This window comes from Prevotella dentalis DSM 3688 (assembly GCF_000242335.1).
GTDB classification, from domain to species: domain Bacteria; phylum Bacteroidota; class Bacteroidia; order Bacteroidales; family Bacteroidaceae; genus Prevotella; species Prevotella seregens.
The window spans coordinates 1432470-1448064 of the sequence record NC_019960.1; the positions used below are offsets into that span (position 1 = coordinate 1432470).

12 protein-coding genes are annotated in these 15595 nt (G+C 58.5%); 2 read left to right on the forward strand and 10 right to left on the reverse strand.

Annotation, left to right across the window (positions count from 1 at the left end):
• Nucleotides 1–370: 370 nt before the first annotated feature.
• From ispF to PREDE_RS05710, 10 genes are all read right to left on the reverse strand, one after another.
• Nucleotides 371–859 (reverse strand): 2-C-methyl-D-erythritol 2,4-cyclodiphosphate synthase, encoded by a 489-nt coding sequence (ispF, locus tag PREDE_RS05665; protein ID WP_015298537.1) that lies wholly within the window; start codon nt 857–859, stop codon nt 371–373.
• Between the two features lie 30 nt (nt 860–889).
• The gene (gene porV, locus PREDE_RS05670) at nt 890–2086 is read right to left on the reverse strand and encodes a type IX secretion system outer membrane channel protein PorV (protein WP_005844951.1); all 1197 of its coding nucleotides are present in this window, start codon (nt 2084–2086) and stop codon (nt 890–892) included.
• Between the two features lie 97 nt (nt 2087–2183).
• Nucleotides 2184–5723: a type IX secretion system sortase PorU gene (gene porU, locus PREDE_RS05675; RefSeq protein ID WP_005844954.1), complete on the reverse strand. Its 3540-nt coding sequence runs from the start codon at nt 5721–5723 to the stop codon at nt 2184–2186.
• A gap of 16 nt (nt 5724–5739) precedes the next feature.
• Nucleotides 5740–6357, reverse strand: a complete 618-nt coding sequence (locus PREDE_RS05680; RefSeq protein WP_005844956.1) for a fumarylacetoacetate hydrolase family protein — start codon at nt 6355–6357, stop codon at nt 5740–5742.
• A gap of 5 nt (nt 6358–6362) precedes the next feature.
• On the reverse strand, nt 6363–8489 hold the full coding sequence (locus PREDE_RS05685; RefSeq protein WP_005844958.1) for a S8 family serine peptidase: 2127 nt from the start codon (nt 8487–8489) through the stop codon (nt 6363–6365).
• Nucleotides 8490–8618: 129 nt separating this feature from the next.
• On the reverse strand, nt 8619–9617 hold the full coding sequence (tsf, locus tag PREDE_RS05690) for a translation elongation factor Ts (protein WP_005844960.1): 999 nt from the start codon (nt 9615–9617) through the stop codon (nt 8619–8621).
• 117 nt (nt 9618–9734) lie between these two features.
• Nucleotides 9735–10577 carry a 30S ribosomal protein S2 gene (gene rpsB / locus PREDE_RS05695; RefSeq protein WP_005844962.1) on the reverse strand — a complete coding sequence of 281 codons (843 nt, stop codon included), beginning with the start codon at nt 10575–10577 and terminating at the stop codon, nt 9735–9737.
• A gap of 332 nt (nt 10578–10909) precedes the next feature.
• A complete protein-coding gene (gene rpsI / locus PREDE_RS05700; protein WP_005844964.1) occupies nt 10910–11296 on the reverse strand; it encodes a 30S ribosomal protein S9 in 387 nt (128 codons plus the stop codon).
• Nucleotides 11297–11308: 12 nt separating this feature from the next.
• Nucleotides 11309–11770 carry a 50S ribosomal protein L13 gene (gene rplM, locus PREDE_RS05705; protein ID WP_005844966.1) on the reverse strand — a complete coding sequence of 154 codons (462 nt, stop codon included), beginning with the start codon at nt 11768–11770 and terminating at the stop codon, nt 11309–11311.
• A gap of 541 nt (nt 11771–12311) precedes the next feature.
• Nucleotides 12312–13139 (reverse strand): NodZ family protein, encoded by an 828-nt coding sequence (locus tag PREDE_RS05710; RefSeq protein WP_005844970.1) that lies wholly within the window; start codon nt 13137–13139, stop codon nt 12312–12314.
• A 108-nt stretch (nt 13140–13247) separates the two neighbouring features.
• Between PREDE_RS05710 and PREDE_RS05715 the strand changes: the two genes are divergently transcribed.
• Together PREDE_RS05715 and PREDE_RS05720 are read left to right on the forward strand one after the other, a co-directional pair.
• A complete protein-coding gene (locus PREDE_RS05715) occupies nt 13248–14693 on the forward strand; it encodes a lipopolysaccharide biosynthesis protein (protein ID WP_015298538.1) in 1446 nt (481 codons plus the stop codon).
• Nucleotides 14694–14697: 4 nt separating this feature from the next.
• Entirely contained in the window at nt 14698–15594 is an 897-nt protein-coding gene (locus tag PREDE_RS05720; RefSeq protein ID WP_005844974.1) for a beta-1,6-N-acetylglucosaminyltransferase, read from the forward strand.
• Nucleotide 15595 lies beyond the last annotated feature (1 nt).

Below are 15595 nucleotides of genomic sequence, written 5' to 3' on the forward strand. Positions count from 1 at the left end.
TAGGCCTAAATTAGCATTGTGTCCGTACACATTCGTTGATTTGCATCAAGAAAACGGGGCCTTTTGCAGGAAAGCAAGGGAAAAGTGTTGCGGCTTGCCGGAAATCGTCGTACCTTTGCAACGTCAAAAGGTTAATAGATTGTTTAGGTTAGTAATAGATTTAGGTTTTTAGTTATTAGGTTTAAGGTAGATTTGATAGATTGTTTAACGGATGACAATGAAAACCGTGAGGCTTTCATTCGATTTGAAAAAGTTTTTTAGTTAAACATAGGCTATACGCCGGAGCTCGTTGATGAGTTCCGGCGTATTCTCGTTGGTAGGAAATGAATATAGGAGAAAGCTGCCGGTGCTATGGGCTGTCGGTTGCCGCTCAATCGGTTGCCGGCAGCCGCTCGATCAGGCAGACGGCATAGGCGGCCATGCCCTCCTCGCGGCCTACAAAGCCCATTCGCTCGGAAGTGGTGGCCTTGATGCTGATCTGATCCTCGTCGCAGCCCATCACTTGGGCCAGACAAACCTTCATGGCAGGGATGTGAGGATTGATCTTCGGCCGCTCGGCGCACACCGTGGCATCGATGTTGCACAGGCGATAACCCTTGGCGGCAATGAGCCCGACCGTCTTTTGCAGGATGATTTTGCTGTCCATATTGAGCGTGGCATCGCTTGTATCGGGAAAGTGATAGCCTATGTCGCGCAGGTTGGCCGCCCCGAGCAGGGCGTCGCAGATGGCATGTATCAGCACGTCGGCATCGCTGTGGCCCAGCAACCCCTGCGTGTGGTCTATCCGGATGCCTCCCAGGATGAGGGCGCGGCCCTCCAAAAGTTTATGGACATCGTAGCCCATTCCTATTCGTTGCATGGTTCTTTGGTTTTGAAAGGAGTTATGGAGTTATCTTCTATTAAACAAATCCTTGATGCCGTCCATGTCGAAACTCATGGTGATGCGGAGTGTCTGGTCAAGCGGGTTGCTCTTGGCCGTGGCGATGACATAGGCCGCATCGAGCGAGAAGACGCTCATCTTGAAGCCGGCGCCCACGGTGAAATATTTCAGGTTGCCCTTGTTGGCATTCTGGTCATGGTAGCCGGCGCGCAGGGTGAACTGGTCGTGGTAAGTGTATTCGGCGCCGAGGCTCCACTGCACCTCCTGCAATTCCTCCTTGAATCCGCCGGGAGCGTCGCTGAAACTCTTGAAAATACCGCTGATGGAAGAGAGGTCATAGTACTTCTTGCGCACGTAATCGTCGTAGTCGTTGTACCTGTCCTTGTCGCGGGCCTCCTTGTATTGCGCCTCCGTGGGCAAGGTAGGCACTAGCAGTTTGTTGGCATCGGCGGCAAAGGTGAACCGGTTGTACTCGTCAATGGGCACCATGAGCGAGGCACCAAGACGCAGGTTGGTGGGGATGAACTCACTGCGATCGTCTCCGCCGAAGTTGATTTTGCTGCCGACATTGGAGATGTTAAGCCCCAGTCCCAACTGGCACTCGCGGTCGCCCAGGTTGATATAATTCTGATAATAGGCAGCCAAGTCGGCAGCGAAAGCTGAGCCAGGGGCCGTGTCGCTGGTGTAGTCGTAGGTGAGATCGGAGTAGATCCAGCGCACCGCGGCAGCAATGGAGAACTTCTCGCTAAGCATCAATGAGTAGGCCACATCGAACGACATCTCGTAGGGATTGATGGTCATCGCGGCGCCTCCGCTCTGGCTTGACTCGAACTGCACCTCGCCCAACGAGAAATAACGCAGCGAACTGGACACCGCGCTGTAGTCACCAATGCGGTAGTAACCGGAGAGATAGGCCAGGCCCATGTCGTTGACGAGCTGGCGCAGCCACGGCGTATAGTTGAGTGCCACGCCGGCACGGCTCACGGTGAAAGGATATTTGGCGGGATTCCAGTACTGCGATGTGGCGTCGGGATCGGTAGCCACACCCACGTCGCCCATACCGGCCGAACGGGCGTCGGGGGCAAAGGTCTGCGAAGTGACCGAGGCATTGACGGGATTGAACATATTGGCCTTGTCCTGGGCAACGGCTCCTGTGGCCGCCATACAGGCCATGCCGGCCATCCACGTTCTCAAGATTCTGTTCATCTGCTATTGTTGATTGTCCTTGAAATAAAGAAAGCCGCACAGCCATGGCCGAACCATGACTGGCGGCAAAACACTACACCATAAACGCCGCAACGGCCTATTTATTGCTGATGACGACTAATTTCCGTGCCTTGGAGGCCTCGGCACTGCCGTCGCTGGCCACCCGCACGCGGTAAAGGTACACGCCAGTGGGCAACCGACTCCCGCCATCCTGGCAGAGATCCCAGTCTATGGTGTAGGCCCCCGGAGAAGAGACGCCACGCTCGCTATGGGTCCAGAGCAGCCGACCACTCATGTCGAACACGTCGATGGACACGTCCATGGTGCAGCCTGAGAAGTCGTGGTTCACGATGAACGTGGTGTTGGTGGAGGCGGGATTGGCCGACACATCGACGCTATAGATGGATGGCACAAGGCCCTTGACCACGGTAAACTCGAGCGTGGCCGTGGAGGGATTGTTGAGAACATCCCACGCCCGGAAGAGCAGCGTGTGGCGGCCGGGCTCCAAGGTGGGTATATTATAATAGGTGGAACCGCTGGTATAGGTGCCGAAATCGAACTGGAAATGGTCGTTGAGCGTGTAGGTCTTCGAGGCGTCGCCGTCTATAATGAGCTGCATGTCGTGCCCAATGCCGCTGCCCGAGGCGTTGATGCCGTCGGCATCGGTGAGCCGGGCCACGAAATAGGGCGTGGGATTGACGGCCGAACCGTTCTGGAACTGTGCGGTATTGAGGTAGCAGTAGATTTTAGGGCCCACGGAATCCATCGCCGTCTCGTCGGAACCGCTCAGAGTGAAACCATCCTCGGTGCCGTGAGCCGTGAGCGTACGGGCCGTGTTGACTGCGTAGAGGTTGATGAGTCCACTCTCGTCGGAGTAGCTGATGTCGCGTGGAACGGCAAACGAAAGGCTAAAGCGGCCCTGCCGAACACTGTCGGAACCGCTGTAGAGCGTGCCGGGACGGTCGTAGAAAGTAAAGGCCTTGGTGGTCTCAGCACTGGCATTCTGCTTGCAGGTGATGAGTTGCCGCACATCGCGCACCACGGCCGTCACCACGCCGTCAAAGTCGGAAGCCTGCTCGATGTGCCCGGACAGGCGCACCTTGCTGCCGGCGCGCAGCTTGACAGGAGCCGACGGAGAGAGGGCCACGCCATTGATGGAGTCGACCACGGCCGAGAGAGAGGGCAGGCAAAGAGACAGTGCGGGGTCGCCGAGCAGCGAATACTGCAGCTTGTTGGTGGTGCGGTCGGCACCGGAAGTAATCATCAGATTCTTGGCCTGTCGCTGGGCTTCGCCCAACGTCATGGCCTTGCCATTGGGACGGCTGAGCACCAAACGCAGGAACGCCATGTTGATGAGCTTGTTGTAATCGGCGTAAACCGTGCGCGTGGTGCCGAAGAAAGCCACGGCTCCGCCGTTGGGATTGAGCACGGCGGCCTCGCCAATGGTGGGTGTGGTGCCGTCGAAAGGCATGATGTCGCACGAGGCCGTGATCCAAAGCGGCAGGTTCTTGTTGGTGAAATGCTCGAAATCGGAGAGCTTGAGAACGACTTCATGCGAGATCTGATCCTCGCGGCCGTGGCCGGCATAGTCCATGATGAGTGCGCCGGCCTGCTGCTGCTGCTTGACGATGCTGCTCACCTCGGGGTAGGTGTTGCCCGCCGCCGACGTCTCTCCGGTATAGGCATCCCACATCACTTTCTTGACCAAATAGTCGGGATAACGGGCTGCAATGTCGTTGGCGGCCTCGTCGAGGTCCTTCATGTGCAGGTTCCTGTTGCCGTCGTCACCCATGAACATCAGCACGTTCTGCCAGGCCCCGGCATTGGAATTGGTGGCATAGCCGATGGTTTTGTCTACCATGGCCTTGGCCTCTTCGGCCGTGGTGACCGGGAAACGGCCCACGCCCATGTCGAGTTTGTCTGAGCTTTGGGGATCGCCGCCCTCGCCGTCGTCGAGCAAACAGAAGAAACCGTCGTCGACATAGCACCTCACTGCGTTGAAAGAATTCTCACTCTCGAAGCAGAGCAAGTAGTCGTCGGGATTGAAGTTGCGGCATTCATTGGTGAGCATTCGGTTGTCCCACACGCAGTCTCCAAAGAGCAACAGATGGCGAGGCATGTCTGCCGGGGTCTCGGCGCGGTCGTAAAGCATCTTGAGATAACGGCGGTAGGCATTGGCATCAGGGGTTCCACTGGAGAATTCGTTATAGAGTTCGTCGGCCGGAACGATGCGCACACGCAGCGAGTCGTGCCGTTCGTGGAAAGCCGCCAGACGCTGGGCCTGGGCCAGAAGTTTCTGTGAAGTGGGAATGATGATGACCATATCGGCCGCGCCATCGGCGTGAAGATCCTGATTGGTAATGCGGTAAACATACTCGGGAACGGCGGTGACGGCCGACAAGCGGGGGGGCTCGGCGGCATCAGTCCACGCCATCGACACATAGTCGAGACGCACGGGGCCGCCGGAAAGCACGCGTATCTTCACCGTATCTGTGGCATGAAGTCCTGCGACCCGGTAGGTGCCGGATGCCTCATTGCCCTTGTCGAACTCGCCGTACAGCCTGACGGTGAGCGTGCCGAGCACGGAATCATTGAGCAATATCTGGGCCTGGCTCACTGTTCCGGCAGAGATATTGACCGAGAGCAGGCCCGAGGCGGAACGGCTGCGGTTGCCAATCACCACGCGACGGGTGCTCCCCACAGCCGTGCTCTCACGGTCGAAGAGATTGCGTCCGCCGTGATACCAGCTGTAACCATCGGCTTCATAAAGGCTGTGATAGTCGTCGGCGGAGGGATAGAAAGCCGAGACAAAGGTGGCAGAATCGACTTGAGCCGGTGCGTCGGCCGTCTGGGTGAGGAAGTAATAGCCGTAGTCGGAATAGGGATTGCGGGTGCGTCGGGCCGCCGTGTTGCTGCTCCAGCTCACCGGCCCACGGGCAAAAAACAGCCGTTTGCCGCCCACAGTGCAGGTGGGCACCTCGCGAAGGTCGTCGAGTTCCTGTAAATCCTTGGCCCGAAGAACCTCATTTTGCAGGTTGCCGCCATAGCCATAGACCCGCACTTTGCTCAAATCGGTAAAGCCGGCCTGGCGGATGAGCGACTCGCTGAGCTGGTAGACCCCGGTGGACGGCACCCTGATCTTGGCCCATGCACCCGTGGCCAGCACGGAGTGGGCGGCATAACGCGAGGACGCCGCCGTGGCCCGGGTGAGAGCCGCAGCGCGCCGAACGGCACGGTTCTGCACGCGGGCGTCCACCCGCAACATGAAACTGACAAGGATTTGATACCGTCCTTCACGATAAACCAGTGGGCAGAACTGCACCTCCAGAGCCCCTCGCTTGCGGTCGAGAACGATGCGCTGGGCCAGCTGCGGCAGGGCAGGCAGGGAGTCGGACGAGAGCAAACGATAGTTGTTCACGTCCTGAAGAGTCATGTCTATAAACTCAGGATAGAGAATGGAAGCGGTATAAACAGAGTCCTGCCACGCCCCGTCGAGGGGAACGGAATAGGCAAACTGGGGCAGCACAGAGTCTACCCGCACCTCGTCGGAAGTGAGATTGAAGAATCGTTGGGCTTGCATCGTGGTGCAAAGGCACAGGGCGGCAAGCACGGCCCAAGCATGGCGGTCTATTCTCATGGCCTGAAAAACTCCTTTATTTACAATTGAACTCCAACACCTTACGGTCTTCCAGATAGCCCTCCAAATGGTCATCGACATGCACCGGCCCCACTCCGGCCGGCGTTCCGGTATAGAGAATGTCGCCCGTCTTGAGGGTATAGAAGCGGCTGATGTAGGAGATGATCTCGTCCACACGGTAGAGCATGTCAGCCGTGCACCCTTGCTGGACGGTCTTTCCGTTGATGTCCAGATGGAAATGGAGGGCCTGAATGTCGAGAAACTTCTCCTTGGGCACCCACTCGCCGAGGCACGCCGCCCCGTCAAATCCCTTGGACAGGTCCCAAGGCTGCCCTTTCTGCGACAGCCTTTTCTGCAGTTCGCGGGCTGTAAAGTCTATTCCTACGGTGACGGCATCATAGTAGCGGGGCGCAAATCTCACGGGCACCGTCTTGCCCAGCTTGCAGATACGCACCACCATCTCCGTCTCGTATTCAATGCGTCCCAGGTGGTCGGGGATGAAGAACGGCTTGTGATCCTTGAGCAAACTGGAGTCGGCCTTGAGGAAAATCACCGGTTCATCCGGTTTCAATAACGTGCCGTGCAACTCTTTATTGTGCATGGCGTAGTTCATACCAATGGCAAATATCTTCATGATTCTTAATGACGAACGACGATTTTCTGTCCCGCACGGACATAGATGCCCCGTTGCAGACGGGACACATCCGTGCCGGCATAGCGGCCATCAAGACTATAGATGGCCGAAGCGGCCGGTCGGGGCGACACCACGGCGACGTCTGCGGCCTGCCGTACCAGGACAGCCTGAAGCCCTGCATAGGCATCTATCTCGCCGTGTCCGTAGAGCTGGTTGGGATAATGGAGGGTGGGGTCGGGATGACGACAAGTCGAAGCCATCACCTCCAGGCAGTCTTCGGGGGTGAGTTTAGGGTCGGCCTGGAGCCAAAGAGCTATGACACCGGCCACCACGGGCGAGGCCATGGAGGTGCCTCCATTGCTGTTCCAGGCATAGGTGCGGCCGCCATACGTGAAGTGGCGCACGTCGGAGGTGAGGTCGCGGGCCGTTGGATTGTGCTCCAGGTAGAAGCTGCTATAAGAGGAAACAACGTTCTGTCCCGGTGCCATGACATCGGGTTTCAGCCGCCCATCCCACGTAGGGCCCACGGCGGAATAGGGAGTACGACGGCCGTCGGTCCCGTTATCATAGACCATCAGGTTACCCAAATAATTGACAAACTGCGTGCGATAGGCCGTGGCTCCCACGCAGATGACGCGCGGCGCACTGGCCGGCGAGTAGACGCTGTGGGTGTTGTCGCCCGAGCAGAGCGTGGGATCGATCGCGCTGTGATAGAAAGACCCGGTCACGGGAAACAGCTCAACGCGGGCCTCGCGCCCGACAAGCTGGAGCGAAGCGGGCGCGCCATTGCGGAAAGGCTGGCCGGAAGTGCTGATGGCCCAGTCGCAAACGGTCTCTGAAGCATCGTAAGCCGAGGGATAAGCCATGGCAGTAACCACATAGCGGGCCGTATCAAGCCGCAGCGTGTCGCGGAGCATGGAGTCGGGTCGGGCAAGTACGGCCGACAGTTTATAGTCGCGTACCAAGGCCGGAAGGCTGTCGCGATAGAAGGAGAGACGCAGGGTGTAGTCGCCATCTGCCTTGGCAGTGGCATAGACGCGGGCCTGCCCACTGGTGCAGAACACGCCGGCCGAGGCCGTTCCTGCCGGTTTCTCCACATAATTGATGCCCTGCCCGGCATTACCTGCAGAAGAAACGATGATGCGTCCGGGCCCGCAGAGCGAGTCGAGCATCTCGTAATAAAGCCGGTCGTAACCGTGGAAATCCTGCTGCGAGCCCTCGCTGAAGTTGATGACGCAAGGCTTCCCCATCCGGTCGGCCTGGTCAAAAATGTATTTGAAACCAAGGGCGTCGAGGGCAAAGGTGTACTTGTAATAATCGGCAGGATCGATGAGCGAAGCGTCTTCGCTCACGGCATTGCTGACCAAGCAGAGGTCGCTCTCGTAGGCAATGCCGCGATAAGGCGAGTTGACGCCCGGCCCCTCTGCCCCACTTCCAGCCGCGATGCCCGCCGTATGCGTGCCGTGCGTCTGGATCAATCCGTCGCGCGGGTGCCCCAACGACAGCAGTTCCGCACGACCAACATAGTCGCGACCCACGGGCAGCGCGGAGCCAAGCGTGTCGGTGGAGAGCTGATCCCAGAGGGCTCGAACGCGGTAAGTGGAGAAGTCGGAGGAATAGAAATTGGGATGGGTCAGGTCGAAACCAATGTCCTGCACCCCCACGAGCACCCCCCGTCCGGTGTAGCCCTGAGGCAGATTCAAGCCCTCGTACACGGCGGGGGCCTGCACAATCAAGGCCGTGGTGTCCATCAAGGCCGTAGCCCTGCGCCCTGCCTCGATGCGCAACACGTGGCCATTGCGGGCCAACGTGTCCAGACGATTGAGCGGAATCTCGGCTATGGCCAGCGTGCCATACCTGGCCAGCACGCGGCATCCCGCAGTCTCCAGCACCTGCGAACCGGCATCTGCGGTCTTGACAAAGGCGGTGAGCACGGCAGGACGAGCGGGCAAACCCTTACGAAAGTGCGGCCGTTCCTGACGCGCATGGAGCCAGGCCTCGCGCACCAGCGGCGACATCTTCGACAGAACGGCACGCTGCGCCGCCGCCTCCATGGGAGACAGCAACACCAGCAACCCCGTCATCAGCAGGGCAAACCAGGCGGCAGCAAACAGGCAAGAGGGCTTTTTCATCAGAGGGAAACGGCACTTTGAAAGAAAACAAACGGGAGCCACAGAAGACAAGTCTCCCATGGCTCCCCGCTAATATCTGAAGACCAAGCCCGCACAGCGGGGCCCGGTCTGTTGGATTGCGTGTTGAAATCAGTCTGCAGAAAGGCTGAAGCGCTTGTAAGCAACCACTTTCAGCCCCTTGGCCTGCTTGTCGAGCCACTGCGAAACGCTCTGCTTGTCGCCATCGCCAAACTGGAATTCCTGGTCCACAAGGCAGTTCTCCTTGAAGAACTTGGCCATGCGGCCCTTGGCAATGTTCTGAATCATGCTCTCGTTGAGGCTGGCGGCAGCCGTCTCCGACACCTCGGCCTTGATGGCTTTGGCCTTGTCGGCATCCTCCTGCGTGAGCCAACCCTTGGCCACATTGGAGGCAATGTGATCCTCGGAATCCACGAGATTGGCGTTGATGCCGGCCTTCTTCAGGGCCACATTCACCTGACGCTCGATCTGTTCTTCCTTGGTTTTCTCCACGGCCACCTTGAGTTCGCTGTCCTTCACCTCCTGCGACACGCTGGCTTCGTCGAGAGCAACCGGCTTCATGGCAGCCACCTGCATGGCCACTTTGTGGCCGGCATCCTCATTGGCAGCGGTGAGCTGCACGAGCGTGCACAGCGTGTGGCGACCCATGTGGTCATAAGTATACACATTGTCGCCCTCGAGAACGAGATAGCCGTCGAGCTCCATCTTTTCGCCTACAACGCCCGAACGACGCACCACAGCCTCGGAAATCTTCGTGCCGTCGGCCAGTGTGAGCTCCTTAACCTGCTCCAGACTCTGGGCCTTGGCAGCGACAGCGGCATCGAGAATCTCCTGCGTGAGCTGGATATAGTCGGCTCCGTTGGCCACGAAGTCGGTCTCGCACTTCAGCGCAATCATGGCCGCAAAGCCATTGTCGTTCTTTACCAGCATGCAGCCGTTGGAGGTTTCGCGGTCCGAACGCTTGGCAGCGATGGCCAGACCACGCTCGCGAACGAGCTCCACTGCCTTGTCAATATCACCATTGGCTTCGGCGAGGGCCTTCTTGCAGTCCTTCATTCCTGCACCGGTCATGGTGCGCAGCTTCTTGATGTCTTCTATTGTAACAGCCATAATAATATAGTATCTTTTGAATTTTACGAATTGTTGTTGAAAGCGATAGGGTCTTATAGGAGTGCGTGTTAGGGTCTTACAAGATCCTATCTTATCCTATAAGACCCTATGATGACCTTACTCGGCGGCAGCCTCGGCAGGTGCAGCGGTCTCCTCGGGCTTTGCCTCGGCCACCTCTTCTGCAGTCTCCTTGCGTGCACGACGGGCATGACGGCGGCCCTCGGCGGCCTCATCGGCCTGCTCCTCGGCAGCCTTGTCGTCGGCTTTCTCGGCCTTGCGCTCCTCGAGGCCCTCGGCAACGGCAGCGCAGACAGCGTTCAGAATCACCTCCACAGAGTCCTTGGCGTCGTCGTTGGCAGGGATAACGTAGTCAATGTCGCGGGGATTCGAGTTGGTGTCGACGATGCCGAACACGGGAATTCCCAGGCGGTTGGCCTCTTTCACGGCGATGTGTTCTTTCATCACATCCACCACAAAGAGGGCCGAAGGCAGACGGGTCAGGTCGGCAATAGAGCCCAGATTCTTCTCCAGCTTGGCGCGCTGACGGTTGATTTGCAGAATCTCGCGCTTGGAAAGATTCGAGAACGTACCGTCGTTCATCAGCTTGTCAATGTTCGTCATTTTCTTCACGGCCTTACGAATCGTGGGGAAATTGGTGAGCATACCGCCCGGCCAACGCTCGTTCACGTAAGGCATGTTTACCGATGCAGCCTTTTCGGCTACAATATCCTTGGCCTGTTTTTTAGTAGCGACGAACAGAACCTTCTTGCCACTCTTGGCAATGCCCTTCAAAGCCTCGGCAGCCTCGTCGATTTTGGCTACCGTCTTGTTCAGGTCGATGATGTGAATGCCGTTGCGCTCCATGAAGATGTAAGGAGCCATAGCGGGATTCCACTTGCGCTTGAGGTGGCCGAAGTGGCAACCTGCCTGCAGTAACTGGTCAAAATTTGTTCTTGACATGGTCTTTTTTTCTTTAAATTGTTTACTTTCCTTTTAATTCTTTTAGAACCAGCCCGTGGGTAGTCGGCATGCGAATCTCACGGGTTTGGATGCTAAACAGAGTTTTGTAATTCAAAATTCAGAATTCAAAATTCAAAATTAGGCTGGCGCGACGTTAGCGCATGAGCCGCTGTCCAAATCGACATGAGCCGTTGTGTGAACGGGTACGAACCACGAGACAAACGGACATGAGCCGCCACGCGAATGGGCACGGACTGCCACACGGAGGTGCGGTTCCGCTTTGAACCCCGAGCTTTAAATTTTGAAAGCTGAATCTTGAATTTTGAATCGAATCATCGCTTACTGAACTGGAAGCGACGACGAGCCTTGGGCTGACCCGGCTTCTTACGCTCCACGGCACGGCTGTCGCGTGTGAGGAAACCGTGGTCTTTCAGGTTTTTCTTGTCCTCGGCGTTCACCTTGACCAGCGCGCGGGCAATGGCGAGGCGCAGAGCCTGGCTCTGACCCGTGTAACCGCCACCGTCGAGGTTGGCCTTGATGTCATATTTCTCGGCAACTTCCAACAGCTCCAGTGGCTGCTTCACCACATACTGCAGAATGGCCGATGGGAAGAACTCCTTCAAATCCCTCTTGTTGATTGTGATCTTGCCGGTACCCTCAGAGAGGTAAACACGAGCGACGGCACTCTTGCGGCGACCTATTGCGTTGATAACTTCCATCTTTTCTCCTTATTATTTATACTGGTTAATATCGATTGTCTTGGGCTTCTGGGCCTGCTTGTCGTGCTCGGCACCCTCAAAAACATAGAGATTGTCCAACAAGGCGCGTCCCAGACGGCCCTTGGGGAGCATGCCCTTGACAGCGTGACGAATGATCTTGTCGACACCGCCCTTGCGTGCACGAAGCTCCGCGGGCGTGTTGAAGCGCTGTCCTCCGGGGTAACCAGTATAGCGTGTGTAGACTTTGTCTGTCTCCTTCTTGCCGGAGAACACCACCTTCTCGGCGTTCACAATGATGACATTGTCGCCGCAGTCTACGTGAGGGGTGAAGTTAGGTTTGTACTTTCCGCGAATGAGCTTGGCAACTTTAGAGCAGAGACGACCCACAATCTGGTCGGTAGCGTCCACGACAACCCACTCCTTCTTCACAGTTTCCCTATTGGCGGAAATAGTCTTGTAACTTAAAGTGTCCATTTTAAAACTTAAATTTACTACTAAAAAACGTTTTTATTACCTTGATACCAGGCAGAGACCTCACGGCGCCTCCAGTCTAAAAGAGACCATCCATGGCTTTTGCCCTGCCCCACGGCCGATTCACTAACCGTCGCGTCCGGCCAAAGGCGCGACTATTAACACGGTCGTGTATGGGGCTCTAAGTGTGCCCCGGAAATAATCGGTTCTGCAAAATTACATATTTTATGACGTACAACGCACGGCAAAACGGTGAAAACGCCCATGGATTAAGTATTATTAACCTTATTTCGATTAATTAACGTCCCGCGAATACGGTTTCAAGCCATGCCATGGACGGCCTCGCCGCCCGCCCTGCCCAAGGCCGGGACGGGGCTACCACCGCGTGGGCGAACTGCGGGGAAAGACTGCGGCACAGACCGCACGGGCGTATTCGCCCGACGATTGCGCCGTAACGGCCTCGCGTTTACGGCCTCAACGTCGCGCGTTTGCGGCGCAATCGCACGGCGTTTACAGCCGCAAACGCAGCCCCCAAAAGCCGCTTTCACTGCCGGAGAACCGTGAGCGGACACCCGCCAAGGCGCGAGGCCATGACCGAGAACGAGCTGCCGGCCGACCCATAGACGTGCCCCGTGGCGGCAAGGGCGTACATATCGACCAGCCCGCCGCGGATGCCCTCGGTGCTGTCGCGGTCGGCCGGGGCCGCCTGCACCACCAGACGGTCGCCGAACAGCCGCTGCAGCTCCCGCTTCGTGGGCTCGTCGTCGGTGGCCAGAAAGATGCGCGTGTCGGCGTGGGCCGCCACCTCGCGCCGCCCCGCCTCGACAAACAGCTGCAAAGGACTCTGCCGAATGCTCTCCGCATTGTCGGTGCGGCGGATGTGGAAGCCCACGGTGTGGGGAGAAAACCGGGCCGCCAGCGAGGCCACGGCTTCGGCCACGGGCCTTGCCGGCCGGAAGAGGCGGGCATAGACCGCGTCGGGAAACGTGCCGAACTCCTGATAGCAGCTCATGTAACTGCGGCGGCCCGCGGCCCAGGCATCGAAGTCGAAGCCCTGCCGTTTCAGCGGCGTCACCTCGGGTTCGTCGATGCGCTGGTCGAAGAGCAGCTGCTGGAACGGGCGCGGCAGCCACAGGTTGCGCCGGCGCGGACGGTCGTGGAGCAGATAATCCAACGGCCGGGCCTCGCGCACCGACAGCTCCGGGCACGGCTCGAAAATGGCCGCATAGGGGGCGCGCAAAGCCCAGTCCTGAAACCAAACCACGCGGACGGCCACCCCCGTGCGCCGTCCCAGCTCGTGCGCCGAGGCCATGGCCCGCATGCGATTGGCCAGTCCTCCCGAGGGCACAAAAACTAAACTGCCGTTGTTCATACCTTGTTTTTGACTGCAAAGATAAGGAGTTTGCGGCGATTGAGCCATGAAATCAGGGCCTTTTCTTGGACAATTCGCCGATAAAGCGTATTTTTGCATCAAGGAAAAATGGAATCGCTCAAGGAAAAAACAGCTAAGGGACTCTTCTGGGGAGGGCTGAACAGTGGCTTGCAACAGGCCATTGGGCTGGCGTTCGGCATCGTTCTTGCCCGGCTGCTCGCCCCGTCGGACTATGGCATGATGGCCATGATAAGCGTGTTTTCGCTCATTGCCAACACGCTGCAGAACAGCGGTTTCAGCACCGCACTGGTCAACATCAAGGAGCCTTCCGACCGCGACTACAACTCCGTCTTCTGGTTCAACATCATCGTGGGCCTGTCGGCCTACGCGGTTCTCTTCTGCTGCGCCCCGCTCATCGCCGACTATTACCACACCGACAAGATAGTGCCGCTGAGCCGCTACGCCTTTCTGGGCTTCGTGCTGGCCTCGTTCGGCACGGTGCAGAACGCCTGGCTCTTCAAGAACCTGCGGGCCAAGCAGCAGGCCAAGGCCGGTATTCTCTCGGTCATCGTCTCGAGCACGGTGGGCGCCGCCTGTGCCTTCAACGGATGGGCCTACTGGTCGCTGGCCACGCAGAGCAACGTCTTCGTGCTGTGCAACACGCTCATGGCCTGGCACTATTCGGCCTGGCGGCCCAGCATGCGCCACATTTCGTTCGGGCCCGTGAGGCGCATGTTCCGATTTTCGTTCAAGATTCTGGCCACCACCATCACCAACCAGGTGAACAACAACATCCTGAACATCCTGCTGGGCCACTACTTTTCGGCCCACGACACGGGCAACTACAACCAGGCCTACCAGTGGAACTCGAAGTGTTACTACCTGGTGCAGAGCATGGCCAACCAGGTGGCGCAGCCCGTGCTGGTGAACCTGCGCGACGAACGCGGCCGCCAGCTCAACGCCTTGCGCAAGATGATGCGCTTCACGGCCTTTGTTTCCTTTCCGCTTCTGTTCGGTTTCGGGCTGGTGGCCCGCGAGTTTATCGTGCTGGCCATCACGGCAAAGTGGCTGGCCAGCGCCGAAATGATACAGATACTCTGCGTCAGCGGGGCCACGATGCCGCTCTACACCCTGCTGTCCAACCTCATCATCAGCAAGGGCCGGTCGGACATTTTCTTCTGGTGCACCCTGGCGTTGGGGCTGGTGCAGGTGGCCGTCATGCTCCTCATCTGGCCGTGGGGCATCCGCGTCATGGTCGTGGCCTACACCGCGATCAACGTGGCATGGCTCTTCGTGTGGCACGCTTTCGTCTGGCGTCTGGCGGGCTACACGCCCGCCATGTTCCTGCGCGACACGCTGCCCTTTGCCCTCGCCGCCCTCGCGGTCATGGCGGCCGTCCACCTCGTCACGGCCCCCATCGCCTCGCTTCCGCTGCTGCTTGTCAGCCGCATGGCGCTGGCCGCCGTGCTCTATTATGCGGTCATGCGTGTGGCCGGAGCCCGGATTCTGATGGAGTGCCAGCGTTACATCCTTTCCAAAATCCACAAACAGTAAACCCATGAAATTAGCGTTTCTCATCTCTGCACACCAAGATGCACGCCAGCTTGCCCGGCTGGTGAACAGCCTTCCCGAGGACTCGGAGTTCTATATCCACATCGACCGCAAGGCCGACATCCGTCCGTTCCAGGAGCGGCTCGACCGGCCCAACATCCGTTTCATCGAGCATCGCGTCAATGTGGTGTGGGGAAGCCTCAACGAAGTGGAGTATCAGGTGGAGCTTATCCGCGCCGCCCTCTACTACGGCCGGGCCGATTATCTCATCACCCTCAGCGGCATGGACTACCCGCTGTGGGGCAACGGCCGCATCAAACGCTTCTTCAGCGAGGCCGGGGGCCGGGAGTTCCTGCAGGGTATCTCCATGCTCCGCCAGGGCAAGGCCTCGCGCAACTACCGCGACTTCCGCTTCCTGGCCAGCCGTCCATGGCCCGTCGGCAGCCTACAGAGCAAGCTGCGCGTGGCCCTGCGCCGCCTCGTGGCGGCCACGGGCGTACAGAAAACGCTGCGCATCCACTGCCCGGGCAAGACCTACACCTTATATAAAGGTGCAGCCTGGTGGGCCATCACGCCCGACCTGGCCCGGCTGGTCGTCGAGGAGTGGGACGGCAATGCGCACCTCGTGGGCTACTTCAGGACCAGCTTCTGCCCGGCCGAGACCTTCGTCCAGACCGTGGCTTTCAACTCCGGCTTCGCCTCGCGCTGCATGCTGGCCGAGGGGCGATACCAGAGTCTGGCGGCCCTCACGCCCCTCACCTACATTCACTACCACCCCGTGGTCAAGGTGCTCGACGAGTCAGACCTCGACACACTGCTGGCCTCGGGCAAGATGTTCTGCCGCAAGGTCGTGTCGCACGACAGCGACCGGCTCGTGGAACTGATAGACGCCAACCGGCAATAGG